Below are 21,465 nucleotides of genomic sequence, written 5' to 3' on the forward strand. Positions count from 1 at the left end.
AACCGCTAGAAATTATCTCGCCGTCGTAACTCTCGCTGCTACTGTCCTATGGATCAGATAAGTGTCCACAATTCCTAAGGCGTCTTGCGATTTGACGGCATTGCCGGAAATCGCAAAGCAACGTTGAAACAAAGAGGAGGGCAAAGGGGCTGGTAAGCGCTTTGCCCTAGGCGGCGAGAAGGGATTTGAGGCGGGTATTGGGATCGCCAAGCCTGTCCTTGTCAGGATGGGCGCGCTTGGCGATCAGCATTTCGCACAGCCTGATATCGCGGGCGATCGCATTGCCGGGACCGATGCCACTGGCAGCGACCAGGCGCCCGTTATCGTCGAGATGACAGAGGATGAAGGAGCCCTCCGCACCGTCGCGGCGAATGGTGTGACGCCCTTCGTCGACCAGCCCGGCGACCTGCAGGGAGAGGTCATACTGATCCGACCAGAACCAGGGCACGGCGTCGAAGGCGGCTTCCTCGCCCAGCATGGCGCGGGCGGCATGGGCGCCTTGTTCCTGGGCATTGCGCCAGGATTCCAGGCGCACGCGCCGTCCACCATAGACGGGCAGGGGAAAGGAACAGCAATCACCGGCGGCGAAGATGGCTTGGTCGCTGGTGCACAGCCTGGAGTCGACGGCGACGCCATTGTCGATCACAAGGCCTGCAGCCTCCGCCAGCGCCGTGCTGGGCGAGGCGCCGACACCGAGAACGACGAGATCGGCGAGCACCAATTTGCCGCTGGTGAGGCGGACAGCGAGGCCGTCGGGCTCCTCCTCGATGGCGGTGATGCCTTCACCGCACAGCAAGGTGCAGCCCGCGGCGCAATGGCGCTCTTGCACAACCTCCGCGATAGCGGCCGGCACCCCCCGGCTGAGCAGGCGCGGAAGGGCCTCGATAATGGTCACCGCCGCACCGCGCTGGCGGGCGCTGGCCGCAAGTTCCAGGCCAATGAACCCGCCGCCGATGATGGCAATCTCCGCCCCCGGGCGAAAGCGTTCCCGCAGATGCAGGGCATCCTCGAAACGCCGCAGCGTCACGCATCCAGGCCTGTTCGCGCCTGCCAGCGGCAGCCGTCGCGGCGCGGCACCGGTGGCAAGAAGCAGTTTCTCATAGGCTAGGGCATTGCCGTCATCGAACCGAACCAGCCGCCGCTCCGGTTCGATCGCCACCACGCTTCGCTTGGCCAGATGGGTGATGGCTTCGGCCTCGAAACGCTCCTCGGCTACGATATAGCGCGGGGAGGGGCCGGTCTCGTCGAGCAGCGCCGCCTTCGACAAGGGCGGTCGCTCATAGGGGGCGTGAACTTCGTCCCCGACCAGGGTGATGGAGCCGGCCCAGCCGTTCTCGCGAAGGGCGAAGGCTGCCCTGGCGCCTGCCTCGCCGGCGCCGACGATGACCATGCCCGGCTGCATCGGATCAACCCAGCTGGATCTGAAGCTTGCCGTCGGCGAGCCGGACGGCATAGGTCTTCAGGTTGATGCAGACCGGCGCGCCCTTGGCTTCGCCGGTCTTGTAGTTGAACCGGCCATTGTGCTTGGGGCATTCGATGATGTCGTCCATCACCAGGCCGTCGGCCAGGTGGATCTGCTCGTGGGTGCACAGCCCGTCGGTGGCAAAATATTCGTCGTCCGGACTGCGGTAGAGCGCATAGGTGCGGCCGCCATGATCGAAGCGCAGAACGTCTTCCTGCTCGATATCGTCGGCATCGCAGGCGTCGATCCAGTTGCTCATTTTCTCCTCCCGATATGGTCTTGTGTCTTTTGTCTGTCAGTGGTGCTGGCCGGCAAAGCGGGCACGCGGGTCGTCGGGCATGACCACTTCACCATGTAGATCAGGGCGATAGGGGCGAGCGCTGGACGGCAGCATACGGCGCACGAAATACTCCGGATCCTTCATCTGGCGGCGCAGGGCCGGGATGATCTCGCGATAGGCCTGGATCGTGCTGCGATAGGGCGTCGGCGTGTCGGCCAGCATGGCCTTATGCAGTTCCGGCAGCGCGTGATAGGGCACCATCGGGAACATGTGGTGTTCGACATGATAGTTCATGTTCCAATACACGAAGCGGAAGAACGGGTTCATGTAGACGGTGCGGGAGTTCAGGCGGTGGTCGAGCACGTTCTCGGCCAGGCCGGCATGCTGCGTCAGCCCGAAATAGAGGGTCAGCCAGCCGCCATACATGGTGGGCAGGACACCGACGAACATCATCGGCAGCCAGGAATGCAGTGCCAGCGAAAGCGCGACGGTGGCGGCGTGAATGGCGAGCCAGATGCGTGCGACCAAATAGACCTTGCCGCGTTCCATCTCCGGCACGAAAGTTTCTTCCTCCTGGCTGAGCCGGCCTGTGGCATGCAGGACCAGGCCCTTGAGGGCAGCCCAGGTCGAGGCGATCGCGAAGATATTGCAGAGGAGGCGCAAGATTGCCGGTGGGCGCATGGCGGCGATCTCAGGGTCGCGGCCGACGATGATGGTGTCGGTGTGGTGACGTGTATGGCTCCAGCGCCAGATCGTCGGCTCGCGCATGATCATGAAGCAGGCGATATGATAGACGACGTCGTTCATCCAGCGCGTGCGGAAGGCGGTGCCATGCCCGCATTCGTGCCAGCGCGAGTCCGAGGCCGAGCCATAGAGAATGCCGTAGAGCGCGAAGAACGGCACGCACCACAAGCTTCCCCATAGCAGCCCGGCGGCGAGGCCGCTCAGCAGCAGGCCGGCAAGCCATAGGGCGGTGTCGCGGATCGCCGGCGCGTCCTTGCGCTGCATGAGTTCCTTCATGCGCTTGCGGGGAATGTCGCACCGATACCACTCGGCGGCGGCAAGGCCGCTCTCGACGGCGGCCTGGGCATCGCGTCCGATCAGACTGTAGTCGCGCCGGGTCGGCCTCATCGCATGCTCCCTTGTCCAGCCTGGTTTCGACCGGGCCTCATCCTTGGTTCCGATGCTATGTCGCACCGGTTCGGGGCTCAATGGGGTGTTGACAGTTTCTATCAAAGTGCATCAGAACGACTATCATCATGATGTAATTTCATCAGAGCTATCATGGCCAGGCCGACGATCCAGGATGTCGCGAGGGAGGCGGGCGTCAGCCCCGCGACGGTCGACCGCGTGCTGAACGGCCGGCTTCCGGTCCGGCCGGAGACTGCCCGTCGCGTAGCGGAGGCAGCCAAGACGCTGGGCTATTACGCCGCCGGCCTGATCCAGCAGCGCCTCGACCGCGACATGCCGCATCTGCGCTTGGGATTCCTGCTGCTCAAATCCGCCTCGCCCTTCTACGGCCTGCTGGCGCAATCCATTGCGGAGGCCGCAGCCTCGGCATCGGGCTTTCGCATCTCCGCCATCATCGAGCACCACGGCGACACCTCGCCGGCGGCCGTGGCCGAGCGGATGCATAGCCTCGCCGAGCGCTGCCAGGCCTTGGCGGTCGTGTCCGTGGACCATCCCCTGATTACTGTGGCGGTTGCGGAACTGAAGGCCCGCAACGTACCCGTCTTCGCGCTGCTGTCGGATTTTGCCGCCGAACATCGAGCCGGTTATGTCGGCCTCGACAACCGCAAGGCCGGCCGGACGGCGGGCTGGCTCATCGCCCACACCGCTCGCCAGCCTGGCAAGATCGGCATCATCCTTGGCAGTCATCGCTTCCATGGTCACGAGCTGCGCGAGATCGGGTTGCGCAGCTATTTCCGCGAGCATGCCCCGGATTTCGAAGTGCTGGACAGCCGCGTCAATCTGGAAGAGTCGAGCATAGCCTATGAAGCGACCTTCGGGCTGATCAGGCGCTATCCGGACCTAGCCGGTCTCTATGTGGCCGGAGGCGGCATGGAAGGGGTGATAGCCGCCCTGCGGGAGGAGAAGGCGAAGGGACTGGTGGCCGTTTGCCCGGAGCTGACGCCGGATTCGCGCCTTGCCTTGAGCGAAGAGGTGATTTCCTTCGTCATCGCGACACCGCTGCCGCAACTGCCCGTGGAACTCGTCCGCGTCATGGCACAGGCCTGCCTTGCCGGCAGCGTGGAAGGAACCGGACAGAGCTTCCTGCCCTTCAATCTCTATCTTCCCGAAAATATCTGAAAAGGCTGAGGCTTGCCTGATCTTGCATGGCGCAGCCCAGGAGATTGCCGGGTTCTGTCACCTGCAAGGCGCATTGTCGGGCCCGATAGCGGCCGCGCGCGAGCGAGCGCGCGACTGAAATGCGCACTTGACAGGGCAGTGCAAAAATAGAATATTAATTCCAATTAAGTTCAAAAACGGTCCAATCATTCTATTTTTGATGATCGGTACCGGAGCACATGGCGCTACAAACGGCGCCGGCGTGGTTGGAAATAGGGCGCTTGCGCCTGCAAGGAGTGTTTCATGACAAGCGGAGCCGAACCCTTCGCTCTCAACCATATGGCCGCGCCGAAGCTACGGCCTGCCGAATTCTTCGCACTTGCCCGCAATCTGGGAATTGCCAGGGTCGAGATCCGCAACGATCTTGCCGGCAACGCCATCCTCGACGGGACGCCAGCAGCCTCGGTAAGGGAGGAGGCGCAGCGCGCCGGTGTCGAAATCCTGTCGATCAATGCCTTGCAGCGCTTCAACGATTGGAGCGAGGCACGCGCATCGGAAGCCGAAGAGCTTGCCGATTATGCGGCCGGTGCGGGCGCCAGGGCCCTGGTGCTCGTGCCCCGCAACGATGGCGAAGGGCGCGGCGACGAGGAGCGCCTTCCCCGCCTGATCGAGGCTCTGGCAGCGCTGAAGCCGATCCTGTTGGAGCGCAGGCTGACCGGCTTCGTCGAACCCCTCGGTTTCGAGATCTGTTCCCTGCGCTTGAAGTCCGAAGCCGTCGCCGCCATCGATGCCGTCGATGGTGCACAGACCTTCAAACTGGTGCATGATACGTTCCATCATCATCTCGCGGGCGAGGCGGCGTTGTTCCCGGACCGCACAGGGCTGGTTCATATCTCCGGCGTGGACGATGCGTCCGTGGCAGTGGGGGAGATGCGCGACAGCCATCGCGGTCTCGTGGGAGCGGATGATCGTCTGGGCAATGTCGCTCAGATCGAGGCGCTGCGTGCCGGCGGTTATGCCGGTGCGCTCTCCTTCGAGCCTTTCGCCGAAAGCATCCAGCAAATGGACGCCAAACAGGTCCAGGCTCGCCTTGCCGCGAGCATGGCACTGATTACGGCGGGCTTGGTTTCCTAGGGCAAAGCGCGTTCATCCGTGGACGCGTTTTCCAATTCTTTGTTTCTACGCGTCTTTGCGATGCCGGGCCATCCCGGCGAACCGCAAACGCTCCAACGATCCACCAATTCCCCGCGAGGGGATTATCCGGAAAATGACGGGTGCTGCCGGACATCCGACCCAGGGAGGAGACACGATGAAACGGACCCTTTTCGCGCTTGCCGCAACGGCCTTGCTGTGTGGCACGGCCTATGCCGAGAATATCGGTGTCAGCATGGCCAAGTTCGACGACAATTTCCTCACCGTGCTGCGCAACGGCATGACTGACTATGCCAAGACCAAGTCCGGCGTGAACCTCCAGATCGAGGACGGCCAGAACGACGTCAACAAGCAGCTCAGCCAGATCCAGAACTTCATCGCCCAGAAGGTCGATGCCATCATCGTCAATCCGGTCGACACCGACGCAACTCCGCAGATGACCAAGCTCGCCACCGAAGCCGGCATCCCGCTCGTCTATGTCAACCGCATGCCCTCCGAAGAGAAGCTGCCCGAGAAGGTCGCCTTCGTCGGCTCGAACGAGGTTGATTCCGGTACGCTCGAAACCAAGGAGATCTGCAAGCTCCTCGGCGGCAAGGGCGATATCGTGGTGATCATGGGCGAATTGTCGAACCAGGCCGCCCGCCAGCGCACGCAGGACGTCGAGGACGTGATCGCCAAGGAGCCCTGCACGGGCATGAAGATCCTGCAGAAGCAGACGGCCAACTGGGACCGCACCCAGGCGATCGACCTGATGACCAATTGGCTGACCTCGGGCATCAAGCCGGCTGCCGTGATCTCCAACAATGACGAAATGGCGATCGGCGCCATCCAGGCGCTCAAGCAGGCCGGCCTCGCCGGCGGCAAGACCCTCGTCGGCGGCGTGGACGCCACGCAGGATGGCCTCGGCGCCATGAAGGATGGCGACCTGCAGGTCACCGTGTTCCAGAACGCCGCCGGCCAGGGCCAGGGCGCCGTCGATACGGCCCTGAAGCTTGCCAAGGGCGAGAAGGTCGACGCCATGGTCTGGGTGCCTTTCGAGCTGGTGACCCCGGCCAATATAGACAACTACCTCAAGAAGAACTGATCGAACTGCATAAGGGCCCTCCGGCCCAAGGCCGGGGGGAGCTCACGATCTTCTCGCCAGACGCGGCAATGACCGGACCCTGGTTCCGGGCCGATGAAACACGTCGCCAGATCCGGCGCCGGCATGAGGGAGAACAAGGATGGCTGTAGTGCAATCGGCGGCGCCGAGCCGCGGTACCTCGGACTCCGCCTATCTCATCGAGGTGGAGGGCGTACGCAAGGGCTTTCCCGGCGTGCTCGCACTCGACAATGTCTCCTTCAAACTGCGTCCCGGCACGGTGCATGCCCTGATGGGCGAGAACGGCGCTGGCAAGTCGACGCTGATGAAGATCATTGCCGGCGTCTATCAGCGCGACGGCGGCGTGATGAAGCTGCGTGGGCAGGAGGTGCAGTTCTCCGGGCCTCTCGATGCGCTCCAGCAAGGCGTCGCCATGATCCATCAGGAGCTGAACCTGATGCAGTACATGACGGTGGCGGAAAACGTCTGGATCCGGCGCGAGCCTTTGACCCGGCTGGGTTTCGTCGACCATGGCGAGCTCAACCGCCGCACGGCCAAGCTGTTCGAGCAGCTCAAGATCAGGATCGACCCCACCGTGCCCGTCGGCTCGCTATCGGTGGCCAATCGCCAGATGGTCGAGATCGCCAAGGCGATTTCCTACAATTCCGACGTGCTGATCATGGACGAGCCGACCTCGGCCCTGACCGAGACGGAAGTCGCGCATCTGTTCGAGATCATCCACGACCTCAAGGCTCAGGGTAAGGGCATCGTCTACATCACGCACAAGATGAACGAGCTCTTCGAGATTGCCGACGAGGTCTCGATCTTCCGCGACGGCAAATATATCGGCACGGACCTTGCTGCCAATCTCACGCGCGACGAGATCATCCGCCGCATGGTCGGCCGCGAGATCACCCAGATGTTCCCCAAGGAGACGGTGCCGATCGGCGACGTGGTCCTGTCGGTGAAGAACCTGACGCTCGACGGTGTCTTCCACGATGTCTCCTTCGACCTGCGTGCCGGCGAGATCCTCGGTTTCGCCGGGCTGGTCGGGGCAGGGCGCTCCAATGTGGCGGAGGCCCTGTTCGGCGTGACGCCGGCCTCCTCCGGCACGATCGAGATCTTCGGCAAGCCCGTCTCCATCTCCTCGCCTGCGGTCGCCATGCGCCAGGGCATGGCGTTCCTCACCGAGGACCGCAAGGATACCGGCTGCTTTCTCATCCTCGATATCCTCGAGAACATGCAGATGGCGGTGCTGACGCAGCGCTACGTCAAGGCTGGCTTCGTCGCCTCGGGCGAGGTGACGCCGGCCTGTACCGAGATGAGCGCTGCGCTGCGCGTCAAGACGCCGAACTTGCATGAGCGCATCGAGAACCTGTCCGGCGGCAACCAGCAGAAGGTGCTGATCGGCCGCTGGCTCCTGACTAAGCCGAAGATACTCATCCTCGACGAGCCGACGCGCGGCATCGATGTCGGCGCCAAGGCCGAGATCCACCGCCTGATCAGCAAGCTGGCGGGCGAGGGCGTGGCGGTGATCATGATCTCTTCGGAACTGCCCGAGGTGCTGGGCATGAGCGACCGCATCCTCGTCATGCATGCCGGCCATGCCACCGGCATCCTCGATCGCTCCGAGGCGGACCAGGTCAAGATCATGGAACTGGCCGCGCGCTGAGGCGCGAGGCCCTGGAATTGGAAGAACCCCGATACGATGCGCCGTGAGGCGCTTAGCGATAGAATTGGAGGATCCCATGTCCGCGAATGAGGCTGCCGGCAAATCGCCGCAAATATCCAGCGTCAAACCGCATCGCCGGCTGCCGCAGGAACTGAGCATCCTGGCGGTTCTCGCCGTCATCGTGGCGATATTCGAGCTCATCGGCTGGCCGCTGAAGAGCCAGAGCTTCTTCTTCAATGCGGGGCGACTGAGCATCATCTTCCTGCAGGTGGCGGTGATCGGCATCATTGCGGTGGGCGTGGCGCAGACCATCATCACCAGCGGCGTCGACCTGTCCTCCGGTTCCGTAGTGGGCGCTACCGCCATGATCGCCGCCTCGCTCGCGCAGGTGAGCACGGCCCGCTCCGTGGTCTATCCCCACCTCACCGACCTGCCTTTCATCATTCCCGTGCTGGCGGGCCTGGCGACGGGGCTGCTTGCCGGTGTCATCAACGGCGCGCTGATCGCCTACGCCAATGTGCCGCCCTTCATCGCCACGCTCGGCATGATGGTCTCGGCGCGCGGCTTCGCCACCTGGTACACCAATGGCCAGCCCGTCAGCACCTTCACGCCCTCCTTCCGCGTCATTGGTTCGCCGGTGGAGCTCTTCGGGTTCTCCATCGACGTGCCGACGGTGATCTTCCTGGTGGTGGCGCTGATCTTCCACATCGCCATGTGCTACACGCGCTACGGCAAGTTCACCTATGCCATCGGCTCGAACATGCAAGCCGCCCGTGTTTCGGGCATCGATGTGAAGTGGCACCTCGTCAAGGTCTACGGCTTCGCCGGCCTGCTTTCGGGCCTGGCCGGTGTGGTGCAGATCGCCCGGGCCGGCTCGGGCCAGGCCGGTGCAGGCCTCGGCTACGAGCTGCAGGCCATCGCGGCGGTGGTGATCGGCGGCACCTCGCTCTCCGGCGGCGTGGGACGTATCACCTCCACGGTGATCGGCCTCCTCATCCTCTCGGTGGTGACCTCGGGCTTCACCTTCCTCGGCGTTCCCGCCTCCCTGCAGCAGATCGTGCTCGGCGCCATCATCGTGGGCGCCGTGGTGATCGACCAGTATCGCCGGCGCCGGAAGGTCTGAGGCGAACGGCACGACGATCGAACGGCCCGTCCGCGAGGACGGGCCGTTCTCATTTGTCCAGCCCTGTCGTCCCCGAGGAGGCATACACGATTGGTTGCAGTCAAGCGCGCCCTCGCGAACAGGCCCGTTGCCTCGTCGCTGACTTACTATATGTAGTCGATCCTTGTAGTGACTGCCGATGGCCCATCGGTCTAGTAATTGTCTGGCTGGGGCGGCACAGAAGATCGAATGACACCATGGTCAATGCGGCACGAAAGTTCCCCTGGCCAAGAAATGAGGGGTGAGAGGGTCAACTCTTCCGGCCGGTGCCGGGAGGAGGCTGAGCCTGGCGAGACTTGATGAGCAGCAACACCACCGTCTATCTCTTTCCGCATATCCTGAAATGCGCCGGCCTGAGCGTGAGGGACTATCTCCTGCACGATGTTCCGCCGCGCGGTTCCGCCGTGATCTATTCCAAGCCCGAGCAACGGCCTTGGCTCGATCCTGCGAACCGCGTGCCCCAAGCCGATCGCGACGAGATCCGTATCCTGTTCGGCCACAGATTGCCGCGCACGGCCGCCCGGGGATTCGAGGGCCGCATCATCCGGGAGGTCGGCCTGCTCCGGGAACCGGTGTCCTTCTATGTCTCGCTCTACAATTTCCTGCAGAAGACGCCCGAGAGGCATCGGATCGTGGGCATGTCCTTCGAGCAATGGTATCCGACCAACAAGCACAACCGCATCAGCCGCTTCTATTTCAGGCATTATTTCGGCCTGTCCTCCCTGGGCATCCGCAAGATGAGCCAGCGCCAGAGGTTCGAATTCCTGTCCAGGCAATTCGAGACGTTCTGGTTCGTCGGTGACTATCGCAATTGCGATGCGGTGATGGAGCAGATGACCCAGGATATCGGCTGGAAGTTCGAGAAACTGCCCCATGAGAATGCTGCGCCCACCAATGCGCTGCGCAGTCAGGATATTGGCGAGGCACTGCGCCGGAAGATCCTGCAGGACAATGCGCTCGATCTGGCCCTTTACGAAACCTGGGCCGAGCGCAAATGGGGAGACAACCCAACGCTGGAGCGCGGCGAGGCGCTGAACAATCGTTGGACCTGGCAATAGCTGCGACGGGGCCGCACCCATCGGGCGCTCCGTGCGTTTCAAACTCTTGCCCTGATCCTGTGCTAAACAGGTGACAGGCTGGCGTCCGCGAGGCCTGCGAAGAGCAATCCTCGGCTTTTATCGGATGGCCGGCCAGGCCCGAGCGCACGGATCCGCCCATGGCCGAGGCGCCCGGGCCGATGACCCCTAATCAAACTTCGCTCCCCGATCAGAAGGGCTGAGTTCTTTCTGACCGGGGCTTTGTTCGCCTCTCCCATGATGTAAATGCCTGCGAGCGTGGCGGTCCGGGATTGCGTTGTGCAGCATGGGCTGAAAACGGGTCCGGCGATATCGTGCCGATACAGGCGTATCACCTCCCACTTGCCTCCGATGGACCTTTTCGCCACTCGATCAGTCGAGCAGGCAGCGGAGGGCTCGGTGCTCTTCCGCATGACGCGGCCCATTCCCAACAGGATCTACGGTCTGGACTGGTGCATAGCAGACGGAGCGGGCGCTCGCGGAATGACGGGCATCGTGCAGGTCAATTCGCATTGCTCACGGCTATCGGTGCATCTGGCGTGTGACCAGCTAGATTTGTTGCGACCGGGGCGGTGCGATCGTTTCAACGCTTGATTGGCTCGCAGCGGCCTTGGCTTGGCGGTAGGCGGACAGATCTGCCGGCGGCGAGCCGCCCGAGGTTGGCGCAGCATATCCTGGCGGGAGGCGGCAGATGAAATCGAACTCGGCATCGAGAAACGCCTGGCGCGCATCAATCACGTTCGCCGCGTTGCGTAAGTCCATGTCAGCCCCCACCGTTACGCTTTCCGGTGCAGTGTTCGGGCGTGGGGTTAATGTTCGGTTGTGGGTGCGCACTTTGCCGGGCCTTGCCGGCGGGCTGCCTGTTTCGCGTTGAGGATCACCGCGTCCCTGTGGAAGGTCGCAATGCGCAGACCATTGCTGACTTTCGCATCTGCGAGCGGATGGATTGGGTACGCAAGAACGCGCGCTTTGGCGTTGAAGCGTTTTCAGGGATTTCGATGATTTTGGATGTTTGCGGAGAGGGAGATGGTGCCTAGGGGCGGAATCGAACCACCGACACTGCGATTTTCAGTCGCATGCTCTACCAACTGAGCTACCTAGGCATCCGGCGAGTCAGCCGAGGCCGCCGCGAGACCGCGGGTGTATAGCCAGCGCCTCCGTGGTTGTCCAGCCCTCTTGCACGGAAAAAATAAGCCGGCTGCAAAAACACCGGTACGCACGCTGTTTCCACCGGTACAGATGGTAAAAACTCTCTGAATCATGATTGCCGCCGACCCAGGGCGCCCTTAGTCTTGCGGGCTCGGTGGCCCGTTCCCTGTGCATATCGCGTGATCCGGGCGTGTCGTCAGTTATGGATGGGACCCAATCGATAACTGGCGACACGCCCCGGTCACGCCGACTCGCTAGCGTGGACAGGACCGCCGCAACAAACCCAGGGGCGGGTAAGAGGACAGGCAACATGGTCAGGCAGGCAGCGCGCCAAGGCGTCTTCGTGCGGTTTTTCTCGGCTTTCGTGCTCATGCTCGCCCTGCTGGGCTGGGTGGCGGCCGGCCCGGTGCAGGCGGCGCCGCTTTTCCAGGCCGACAGCTATTCCTATGCGGCTGACAGCTACAAGGACAGCATCGCCAAGCTGGCCAAGACCATGAAGAAGAGCGCGCCGCAGCTCCAGGAAGAGCTGAAAGCGGCTATCAGCTCCGACAATGCGCGCAACACCGCCGTGGTGGTGGAGCAGTTCATCGCCCTGGCTCCCAATGACGGAGCAATGTGGAAGCGCCTCGCCGATTTGCTGCTGGTGGCCGAGCCCTTTAACAGCCAGGACGGCTACGAACTGCCCTACAAGGCGCTCGGCGCCTCGATTCGCGCCTATCAGCTTGCCAAGACGCCGCAGGAACAGGCCGATGCGCTCAACGATGTCGCCCAGGCGCTGGTCAAGCGCGAGGATTGGCGGCCGGCCCTCAACGCCTATCGCGCCAGCCTCGACCTGGTCAACAATGCCGAGATTCGCGAAGCCTATGAGGAAGTGCGCAAGGATCATGGCTTCCGCATCACCGACTATACGGTGGAAAGCGACGCGCCGCAGCCGCGCCTGTGCTTCCAGTTTTCCGACCCGCTGAGCAATGCGGTCGCCGATTACGCGCCCTATTTCACCCAGGAGCCCGGACCCGTCTCGGCCGTCACGGTCGACGGCACCAAGCTTTGCGTCGAAGGCCTGAAGCATGGCGGGCGCTACAAGGTCACCGTGCGCCAGGGCCTGCCTTCGGCCGTGGATGAGAGCCTGCTCAAGAACGCCGACTATGAGATCTATGTGCGCGACCGCCTGCCATCCGTGCAGTTCGTCGGCAAGAGCTATGTCCTGCCGCGCACCGGCCAGAACGGCATCCCACTGGTCTCGGTCAATTCCACCCAGGCCAAGCTCGCGCTCTACCGGGTCGGCGATCGCAGCCTGATTTCGGCGGTGATCGATTCCAATTTCCTCGACCAGATCTACGGTTCCCAGGCCAGCGAGATTGCCCGCACCAAGGGCAAGAAGGTCTGGGAAGGCACGATGGACCTCACCAGCACGCCGAACCAGGACGTCACCACCGCCTTTCCGGTCGACGAGGCGCTCGGCAAGATCGAACCCGGCCTTTATGTGATGACGGCCCAGCCCGGGGAAGTGAAGGAAGACGAGGACAATCAGCTCGCGACGCAATGGTTCGTGGTTTCCGATCTTGGCCTGTCGACGCTGAAGGGCAAGGACGGCCTGCACGTCTTCCTGCGCTCGATCGCCTCGGCCGAGCCGCTTGCCAATGTCACGGTCCGCCTGCTTGCCCGCAACAACGAGATTCTCGGCTCGGTGAAGACGGGGGCCGACGGCGCCGCCTTCTTCGATGCCGGCCTTACCAAGGGCAATGAGGGCCAGGAGCCGGCTCTGGTGGTCGCCTCTGACGACAAGAGCGACTACGCCTTCATCGATCTGACCCAGCAGGCCTTCGACCTCACCGACCGCGGCGTCACCGGCCGTGACCCGCCGGGGCCGGCCGATGCCTTCGTCTATGTCGAGCGCGGCGTCTACCGCCGCGGCGAGACGGTGCATGCCGCCATCCTGCTGCGCGACGGCAATGCCAATGCCCTGGCCGACGTGCCCGTCACCATGGTGGTGCAGCGCCCGGATGGCGTCGAATATTCGCGCACAGTGCTGAAGGACCAGGGCGCCGGCGGCCGCACGGCCGACATCGCCATCATTCCCTCTGCCGCCAGCGGCACCTGGCGCGTCGTCGCCTATACCGATCCCAAGGCCGCTCCGGTCGGCGAGACCACCTTCCTGGTCGAGGATTATGTGCCTGATCGCATCGAGTTCGACCTCGCCACCTCGGGCACCCGTATCGACCGCACCAGCGGCGCCAACCTGAAGGTGGACGGGCGCTATCTCTTCGGCGCGCCGGCTGCCGGGCTCGACATCGAGGGCGACGTCTCCGTCTCCACCGACAGCCAGCCTTTCTCGCAATGGAAGAACTATGCCTTCGGCCTGTCGGACGAGAATGTCGATACGGTGCAAAACACCGTCGACGATCTCGCCCAGACCGACGACAAGGGTCACGCCGAATTCACCGTGCCGCTGCCGCAGCTGCCGACGACCACCCGTCCGCTCAAGGCCAATTTCGTCATCCGCATGAAGGAAGGCGGCGGTCGTGGCGTGGTGCGCAGCGCCTCCCTGCCGATCGCCTCCACCGGCCCGATGCTGGCCTTGAAGCCCGGCTTCGCCGAGGGAACGGTGCCCGAGGGCCAGCAGGCCCTGTTCGACGCCATTGCCGTCGATCCCCAGGGCAACCAGGTAGCGGCCAAGGGCGCGACCTGGACGCTCAAGCGCCTGACGACCACCTACCAGTGGTACAAGAGCAATAATCGCTGGAACTACGAGGCTGTCACCACCGCCCGCAAGGTCGGCGGTGGCACGGTCGATCTCTTGGCCGACAAGCCCGCGCAGATCTCCGCACAGGTACAATGGGGTCAATACCGCCTCGAGATCTCGGCGGACGGGTTGGCCTCCTCCTCCAGCTCCTTCTATGCGGGCTATTACACCAGCGAGAAGGCCGATACGCCCGACATGCTGCCGGTGGCGCTCGACCAGACCAGCGTCAAGACCGGCGATACGCTGCAAGTGAAGATCGATGCCCGTTTCGCTGGCAAGGCCTCGGTGCAGGTGGTCGGCGAGAAGCTGCTCTCCTCCACCCTGGTCGACGTGCCGGAGAAGGGGACGACCGTTCCCGTCACCGTCGGTAAGGATTGGGGCACAGGCGCCTATGTCGTGGTCACCCATTTCCGGCCGATGGACGTTGCTGCCAAGCGCATGCCGACGCGCGCGATCGGCCTCGCCTGGTTTGGCATCGACCGCAACGAACGCACGCTCAAGGTCACGCTCACGCCGACCGAGTTGATGAGGCCGCGCCAGCCTCTCAAGGTGCCGGTGAAGGTGGAGGGCCTTGCCGGCGAGAAAGCCTATGTCACCCTGGCAGCCGTCGATGTCGGCATTCTCAACCTGACGGGCTACAAGCCGCCGGAGCCGGAGACTTTCTATTACAGCCAGAAGCGCCTTTCGGCCGAACTGCACGATCTCTACGGCCAGTTGATCGACGGCATGGAAGGAGCGAAGGGACGGATCCGCACCGGTGGTGACGGCGGAGCCAATTTCAACAGCCCGCCGCCGACGCAGGCGCCCCTGGCCCTGTTCTCCGGCATGGTCGAGGTCGGTGCCGACGGCACGGCCGAGATCAGCTTCGACATTCCCGCCTTCAATGGTCTGGTGCGGGTGATGGCGGTGGCCTGGACGCCGACCAAGGTCGGCCATGCTTCAGCGGACGTCAAAGTGCGCGATCCGGTGGTGATCGCCGGCACCTTGCCGCGCTTCCTTGCCGTGGGTGATCAGTCGCGCTTCCGCCTCGATCTCGTCAACGCCGAGGCCGCGCCGGGCGACTATACGCTCGCCGTCACCATGGAAGGGCCGATCGGCGCCCAGCCGTCAGCCCTCTACCAGACCGTGAAGATCGGGGCGGCGGGCTCGCGCACGCCGGTGAACATTCCCATCACCGCCAACGGCATCGGCACCGGCAAGCTGGTTGCCACTTTGGCGGGTCCCGGCAATGTCGCCATCGACCAGAGCTTCACGCTCGGCGTCCTGCCGGCCAATCCGCCGGTGACGCGCCGCACGATCCAGACCATCGCCGCCAATGGCGGCGGCATCACCGTCAATGCCGACCTCGTCGCTGAAATGGTGCCCGGCACCGGCGCGGTCTCGCTTTCGGTGGGGCCGTTCAGCGCCCTCGACGTGCCCGGCCTGCTGCGCGATCTCGATCGCTATCCCTATGGCTGTTCGGAACAGCTTGTCAGCCGGGCGCTGCCGCTGCTCTATCTCAGTGAGCTCGGCGGCAACGCCATCGATCTCGACGGCACCGTGAAGGAGCGCCTGGGCGATACGGTACAGCGCCTGCTCGCACGCCAGGATTCCAATGGTGCCTTCGGCCTGTGGAACGCCGACAGCGGTGAATTGTGGCTGTCGGCCTATGTCACCGACTTCCTGCTGCGGGCTCGCGAGAAGGGCTTCGCCGTGCCGGAACTGGCGCTCAACCAGGCCGTCGACTATCTGCGTAACCGCGTCGGCAATGCGCCTGACGTGGAAGAGGGTAAGGGCGAGGACATCGCCTATGCCCTCTACACGCTGGCCCGGGCCGGCAGGGCGCCGGCGGGTGATCTGAAATATCTCGCCGATACCAAGATCGGCCAGTTCGGCAGTGCCATGGCGCGGGCCCAGATCGCCGCCGCCCTCGGCATGCTCGGCGACAAGCCGCGGGCTGGCGAGGCGTTCGGCTCGGCTGCCGAGGCGCTCCAGAAGGAGACCAGCGATACCAGCCTGGCCTATCGCAATTACGGTTCGCCGCTCCGCGACGCCGCGGCGGTGGTGGCGCTTGCAGGGGACAACAATGCCAGCCTGCCGGTGATCAAGACCGCGCTCAAGGTCATTACCGATGCGCGCTCCAAATCCCGCTATGCCTCGACCCAGGAGATGACCTGGATGGTACTCGCGGCCCGCAGCGTCGCGGACCAGGCCCGTTCCCTCAAGCTGATCGCCGATGGCTCGGAGCAGCAGGGCGCCTTCTACAAGGTCTATCGCGGCGAGGCGCTCAAGGCCCCGCATTCGGTCTCGAACCCCGGCGCTTCGGCCCTGCAGGCCGTGGTTGCGGTTTCCGGCTCGCCCGTCGTGCCCGAGCCCGCTGGCAATAACGGCATGAACCTGACGCGCGACTACTTCTCGCTCGACGGCAAGGCCGTGGATCCCGCCGAGGTGAAGCAGAACACCAGGCTGGTGGTGGTATTGAGCGCCAGCCGCAGCGGCGACAACCAGACCGGCAACTTCCTGCTCGTCGATCGCCTGCCGGCCGGCTTCGAGATCGAGAATCCGAACTTGGTCGTCACTGGCGAGACCGGCAGCATGTCCTGGCTCAAGGATCTCACCGAGGTCACCCATTCGGAGTTCCGCGACGACCGCTTCGTCGCCGCGTTCACCGATCAGGCCGCCAAGGTAGCGTATGTCGTCCGTGCGGTGGCACCGGGCCGCTATATCCTGCCCGGTACCACGGTGGAGGACATGTATCAGCCCGAGCGCAACGCCACGCTTGCCACCGGCACGCTCAGCGTCACCGAGAAGTAGAGCGGACCGAGATGACCGCCCGGCGCGTCCATATCCTCTGCGCGCTTCTGTTCACGGCCATTGTCGCCGTGAACGCCGGTGGCTTTGCGCTGTCGGAGGTGCTCCGGCGCCTCGGCCCGGTGCCGCTGGGCGAGAGCGTGACCTATTCCCCGCTGGTGGTGGATCGCGACGGCCGGCTGCTGCGCCCCTTCACCACGGCGGACGGCTATTGGCGCCTGCCGGCCAAGCCGGAGGAGGTCGACCGGCGCTTCCTGTCGATGCTGGTCGCTTATGAAGACAAGCGCTTCTATTCCCATCACGGCATCGATCCGGTGGCGATGGCCCGCGCCGCCTGGCAGATGTTGAGCCGGGGGCGCATCGTTTCCGGCGGCTCGACCTTGACCATGCAGGTCGCCCGCCTGCTCGAGCCGCGTCCCGATCGTACCTTTGCCGACAAGGCGGCGGAGATGATCCGTGCCGTCCAGATCGAGAATCGACTGAGCAAGGAGCAGATCCTCGGCCTCTATCTGGCTTTGGCGCCCTATGGCGGCAATCTGGAAGGAACGCGGGCGGCCTCGCTCGCCTATTTCGGCAAGGAGCCTAAGCGCCTTTCGACGGCGGAGGCGGCCATGCTCGTGGCCTTGCCGCAGGCCCCTGAATCGCGCCGCCCGGACCGGGCTCCGGCCGCGGCCAAGGCGGCCCGAAACCGGGTCTTGCGGCTTCTCGCCGGCAAGGGGGCGCTTCATCCCGATCAGGCCGAGGCCGCCACGCTGGAAGCGGCACCGCAGGGGCGCAAGCCCTTTCCGATCCTGGCGGCCCATGTCGCCGAACGGCTGGTGCGCCAGGACCTGCTGCTTCAGGCCCAGGCCGGCAAGAGCGAGCCCAATCCGGTGGTGACCACCACGATTGCACGCTTCCTGCAGGAGCAACTCGAAAACCTGGCGCGCGAGCGTGCGACCGCCTTGGGCGGCGGCGTCTCGGTTGCCATCGTTGCCGTTGACAATGCTAGCGGCGAGGTGAGGGCACATGTCGGCGGCGTCGGCTATTTCGACAAGGCGAGGGCAGGCCAGATGGATCTTGCCGAATCCTCGCGTTCGCCCGGGTCCACCCTCAAGCCGTTCATCTATGGTCTTGCCTTCGAGGATGGCCTCGCCCATCCCGAGACGCTGGTGGATGACCGTCCCGCGCGCTTCGGCGTCTACAAGCCCGAGAATTTCGACGATGCCTTCCAGGGCACCGTCACCATGCGCCGTGCCTTGCAGCAGTCGCTCAACGTGCCGGCGGTGATGCTGCTCAATTCCATCGGCCCGAACAGGCTGATCGCCCGCATGAAGAATGCCGGTGCCGAGCCATCCCTCCCGCCCGATGCGGTGCCGGGACTTGCCGTCGGCCTCGGCGGAGCTGGCGTCAAGCTCACCGACCTCGCCACGCTCTACCTGGCGCTGGCTCGGGACGGAGAGGCACTGCCACTGATCTGGCGGCCGCAGGACCGGGCGCTCGGCGTACAGCCCCATCGCCTGTTCGAGAAGGCCGCGGCCTGGCAGGTCGGCAATGTCCTGATCGGCGCGCCGCCGCCGGAGAACGCAGTTGGCGGCAAGATCGCCTACAAGACCGGTACTTCCTATGGCTATCGCGATGCCTGGGCGGTCGGGTTCGATGGTGCCAACACGGTCGCCGTCTGGGTCGGGCGGCCCGATGGCGCGCCCGTCTCGGATCTGGTCGGGCGCAAGGCCGCCGCTCCCATCCTGTTCGATGCCTTCCAGCGCATTGGTGAGAAGCGGGTGCCGCTCAAGCCCCCGCCGTCGGGCGTGGTGTTTGCCAAGACCTCGGAATTGCCGCCGGCCCTGCAGCGTTTCCGTCCCGGCGCCTTGCCCGAAATCGCCGCCGCCGGTTCGGGCGATGCCCCGCTGGTGATTTCCTTCCCGCCCGATGGCGCCCGGGTCGAGGTTTCCGGGGGTGAGCCGGATGCCGCCTTGGCTCTCAAGGCGATGGGAGGCGCCCCGCCCTTCACCTGGCTTGCCGATGGCCTGCCTATCGTGATTGGCGAAGAACGCCGGGAGGCCGTTTGGGACAAGCCGGGCAAAGGCTTCGCCCGCCTTTCGGTGATCGATGCCAGGGGACATACCGCGAGCGTCCAGATCAGGCTGGATTGACGGTAGGTTTGTTCGGCGTCTCGATGACCCAGTACGAGTTTTTCCGGCCGAAACCATAATATTCCTGTCAAGAAGTGGGCCTAGCCTCAGATGCCGGGCATTCCTTTCATTGGCTGAAATCCATTTTTCCGGGAGAACGCATCGTGCAGGCAGGGCGTTACGTGATCAAGCAAGGCGATACCTTGTGGGGAATCGCCGGCCGCTACTACGGCAATCCGGTGCGCTGGCCGGAGATCTATGCCTACAACAATGAGCCGGCGATCGTGGCCAAGACCGGACACGGCATCGTCAATCCCGATCTCATCAAAGCCGGAGCGGTGATCTACCTGCCGAAGCAGCATCGTCGCGTGGTTCTGCGCGGTACGTCGACAGGCCCGGCTCCGACGGCGAAGCCACAATCCGCCAATCCGCCCGCCCCCAGCTCACCCACGCCCGCCCCCACTCCGACAAGGGGCGGCACGACTCCGTCCCATTCCCATACGCGCACTCAGCCCGATGCTGGCAGCAACCCGGCGGCCAGGACGCTCGCGAACAATTTCGGTTTCGGCTATCAGCTCGACGACCTGCCGATCATCGAGATCAAGGGCAATGGCTTCTCGGCCAAGGTCAAGCTGAAGGGGGCGATCTTCCTGCAGCCGACCGACAAGGTGCCGCTTCTCGTCTACAGCAATAAGGGGCTCGAGTCGCAGGCGCGCCAGCAAACCTCGACCGTGCTCGGCGAGCTGGTATCCGGCGGCAAGTTGAGTTGGGACCGCAAGTCCAACAGCGTCACCTATGAATGCCAGCTCACCTTGCGCGCGAATGCGCATTCGCCGGGTGCCCAGTTCTCTGCCGGCATATCGAGCGCGGGCGAGCCGGTGCTCAAGGCCACCTTGACCTATCCGCGCATGACCGGGCGAATCCGCGACTATGTCTATGTCGCCAGCGAGTTCAAGGTCGAGATCGAACTGAAGCCGGACCAGCATTTGCGTCCGCCGCTGCCCGAGCCGGTCCTGGTACCGAGCTATCGTCCCGTTCCCGATGCAACGCGGGTGTGGCGTCCCCAGCCTGTGCACACCGATCGCAAGCCTCCGGCATCCCCGGAACCCTCGTCGGGTATTCATTGGGGTAAGGCGACGGTGGCCATCGTCGGGGCCGTGGTCATCGTCGGGCTGACCCTGCTCGAGGACGCGGCCACCGCTGGCGGCGGTGTGGCCGATGACCCGGCGAGCTTCGCCGCTGCTGGTGCTCTGCTGCGCTGGGGTTTGCGCCGGGCGGCCGTACAGGCGGCGCCGAGGCTTGCGCCGGCGCTGGCCTATTAAAGCAAAGCGCGTTCACGGCTGGACGTCCCCTTATCGAGATTCTCGCTTTTTGAGCACGAAATCTGTTCTTCGATGCGGTTTCAGAGTTTTGCAGGCCGGTCAGCAGTGCTGACCGGCCTTTTCTTGTCGTCGATGCGTCAATCGAGATTGCGTGTTAGACAGGTCCAACGGGGCAAGAGCGACGCTGCGCACCGGTTTGCGGAGGTGCAGTCGCGCCCTTGCGATCGCGTTCATGCGAGCGCAGCGGGCTTGAGCGAGGATGCCTTGCCCGTTCTTTTCGCCGTGGCGCGCCTTTGCAATCGACGGCCGCTCCGCGAAATCGCGCTGTGTCCTGGCCTGAAAATACCGGTGTATGCATGCCTTCATCTTTCTCGTCCGACCAGACCGCCGATCTTGCCGAACCGACGGAGAGCCCGGAAGTGGTGCGCCTGATCGAATATCTGCAGCGCAAGGGACGCTTGGAAGCCGAAAGCCCTACGGCCCTGTATCGGCGTCTCCAGGAAGCTCTGCGCAGTGCCATTTCGGAAGGCATCGTTCCGGCGGGCGCCATGATCCCGGGTGAACGTGAACTGGCCCAGCGCCTCGATCTGTCGCGCGTGACCGTGCGCAATGCCATCAAGGGACTGGTCGAGGAACGGCTGCTGGTGCAGCGCCACGGCGCGCGAACCAGTGTGGCGCTGCGCCTGGAAAAGCCGATGACGGTGTTCACCAGCTTCTCCGAGGACATGGAGGCGCGCGGCCGCGTGCCCGGCACGACATGGCTTTGCCGCGAGGTCGGCGTGGCCGACACGGCCGAAGCCATGGCCCTGGGGCTCTCGCCGGGGGCACGGGTGTGCCGCTTGCATCGGCTCCGGTTGGCGGATCGCGTCCCGATAGCGATCGAATATTCGGTCCTGCCGGCAGAGTTCCTGCCGAACCCGGACCTGATCGAAGGTTCGCTCTATGTGACGCTCGAGCGGCGCGGCTGCCAGCCGGTGCGCGCGCTCCAGCGGGTCAGGGCCGATGTGGCGACCGCCCATGAGGGGCGCCTGCTCGAGATCGAGACGGGAGCGCCCATTCTCGAAATGGAGCGCCGCTGCTCGCTTGAAAACGGGCGGGTGGTCGAACTGACCCGCAGCCGCTATCGCGGCGATGCCTATGATTTCATGGTCGAACTGGCCCGACGTGGTTGAA

General features: G+C 64.2%; 14 protein-coding genes and 1 tRNA gene. 10 read left to right on the forward strand and 5 right to left on the reverse strand.

Annotated elements, in window-relative coordinates; genetic code table 11:
• Positions 1-166 precede the first annotated feature (166 nt).
• The 3 genes from U1R88_RS00005 to U1R88_RS00015 are packed head-to-tail and all read right to left on the reverse strand — an operon-like array spanning position 167 to position 2,873.
• The gene (locus U1R88_RS00005; RefSeq protein WP_322429477.1) at positions 167-1,402 is read right to left on the reverse strand and encodes an NAD(P)/FAD-dependent oxidoreductase; all 1,236 of its coding nucleotides are present in this window, start codon (positions 1,400-1,402) and stop codon (positions 167-169) included.
• 4 nt (positions 1,403-1,406) lie between these two features.
• The gene (locus U1R88_RS00010) at positions 1,407-1,721 is read right to left on the reverse strand and encodes a MocE family 2Fe-2S type ferredoxin (protein ID WP_068287531.1); all 315 of its coding nucleotides are present in this window, start codon (positions 1,719-1,721) and stop codon (positions 1,407-1,409) included.
• A 36-nt stretch (positions 1,722-1,757) separates the two neighbouring features.
• Positions 1,758-2,873 carry a fatty acid desaturase family protein gene (locus tag U1R88_RS00015; RefSeq protein ID WP_322429478.1) on the reverse strand — a complete coding sequence of 372 codons (1,116 nt, stop codon included), beginning with the start codon at positions 2,871-2,873 and terminating at the stop codon, positions 1,758-1,760.
• Positions 2,874-3,023: 150 nt separating this feature from the next.
• Here U1R88_RS00015 and U1R88_RS00020 point away from each other — a divergent pair, with 150 nt between their 5' ends.
• The 6 genes from U1R88_RS00020 (at position 3,024) to U1R88_RS00045 (ending at position 10,156) form a co-directional block, all read left to right on the forward strand.
• Entirely contained in the window at positions 3,024-4,052 is a 1,029-nt protein-coding gene (locus tag U1R88_RS00020) for a LacI family DNA-binding transcriptional regulator (protein ID WP_322430470.1), read from the forward strand.
• A 282-nt stretch (positions 4,053-4,334) separates the two neighbouring features.
• On the forward strand, positions 4,335-5,165 hold the full coding sequence (locus U1R88_RS00025; RefSeq protein ID WP_322429479.1) for a TIM barrel protein: 831 nt from the start codon (positions 4,335-4,337) through the stop codon (positions 5,163-5,165).
• A 175-nt stretch (positions 5,166-5,340) separates the two neighbouring features.
• Positions 5,341-6,267, forward strand: a complete 927-nt coding sequence (locus U1R88_RS00030; RefSeq protein ID WP_068287544.1) for a sugar ABC transporter substrate-binding protein — start codon at positions 5,341-5,343, stop codon at positions 6,265-6,267.
• Between the two features lie 139 nt (positions 6,268-6,406).
• On the forward strand, positions 6,407-7,936 hold the full coding sequence (locus U1R88_RS00035; RefSeq protein ID WP_068287547.1) for a sugar ABC transporter ATP-binding protein: 1,530 nt from the start codon (positions 6,407-6,409) through the stop codon (positions 7,934-7,936).
• 76 nt (positions 7,937-8,012) lie between these two features.
• Positions 8,013-9,059 carry an ABC transporter permease gene (locus U1R88_RS00040; protein WP_105865301.1) on the forward strand — a complete coding sequence of 349 codons (1,047 nt, stop codon included), beginning with the start codon at positions 8,013-8,015 and terminating at the stop codon, positions 9,057-9,059.
• A 338-nt stretch (positions 9,060-9,397) separates the two neighbouring features.
• Positions 9,398-10,156, forward strand: a complete 759-nt coding sequence (locus U1R88_RS00045) for a hypothetical protein (RefSeq protein ID WP_322429480.1) — start codon at positions 9,398-9,400, stop codon at positions 10,154-10,156.
• Positions 10,157-10,723: 567 nt separating this feature from the next.
• Here the strand turns inward: U1R88_RS00045 and U1R88_RS00050 are convergent.
• Both U1R88_RS00050 and U1R88_RS00055 read right to left on the reverse strand, forming a co-directional pair.
• Positions 10,724-10,936: a hypothetical protein gene (locus U1R88_RS00050; RefSeq protein ID WP_068287560.1), complete on the reverse strand. Its 213-nt coding sequence runs from the start codon at positions 10,934-10,936 to the stop codon at positions 10,724-10,726.
• A gap of 265 nt (positions 10,937-11,201) precedes the next feature.
• Positions 11,202-11,277, reverse strand: a tRNA-Phe gene (locus U1R88_RS00055).
• A gap of 356 nt (positions 11,278-11,633) precedes the next feature.
• Between U1R88_RS00055 and U1R88_RS00060 the strand changes: the two genes are divergently transcribed.
• From U1R88_RS00060 to U1R88_RS00075, 4 genes are all read left to right on the forward strand, one after another.
• Positions 11,634-16,859 carry an alpha-2-macroglobulin family protein gene (locus U1R88_RS00060; protein ID WP_322429481.1) on the forward strand — a complete coding sequence of 1,742 codons (5,226 nt, stop codon included), beginning with the start codon at positions 11,634-11,636 and terminating at the stop codon, positions 16,857-16,859.
• Between the two features lie 11 nt (positions 16,860-16,870).
• The gene (pbpC, locus tag U1R88_RS00065) at positions 16,871-18,991 is read left to right on the forward strand and encodes a penicillin-binding protein 1C (protein WP_322429482.1); all 2,121 of its coding nucleotides are present in this window, start codon (positions 16,871-16,873) and stop codon (positions 18,989-18,991) included.
• Between the two features lie 143 nt (positions 18,992-19,134).
• Positions 19,135-20,292, forward strand: coding sequence for a LysM peptidoglycan-binding domain-containing protein (locus U1R88_RS00070; RefSeq protein ID WP_322429483.1), 1,158 nt, complete (start codon positions 19,135-19,137; stop codon positions 20,290-20,292).
• Positions 20,293-20,648: 356 nt separating this feature from the next.
• Positions 20,649-21,464: a GntR family transcriptional regulator gene (locus U1R88_RS00075; protein WP_322429484.1), complete on the forward strand. Its 816-nt coding sequence runs from the start codon at positions 20,649-20,651 to the stop codon at positions 21,462-21,464.
• Position 21,465 lies beyond the last annotated feature (1 nt).

The sequence above is a fragment of the Labrys sedimenti genome, from assembly GCF_034424805.1.
GTDB classification, from domain to species: Bacteria; Pseudomonadota; Alphaproteobacteria; order Rhizobiales; family Labraceae; genus Labrys; species Labrys sedimenti.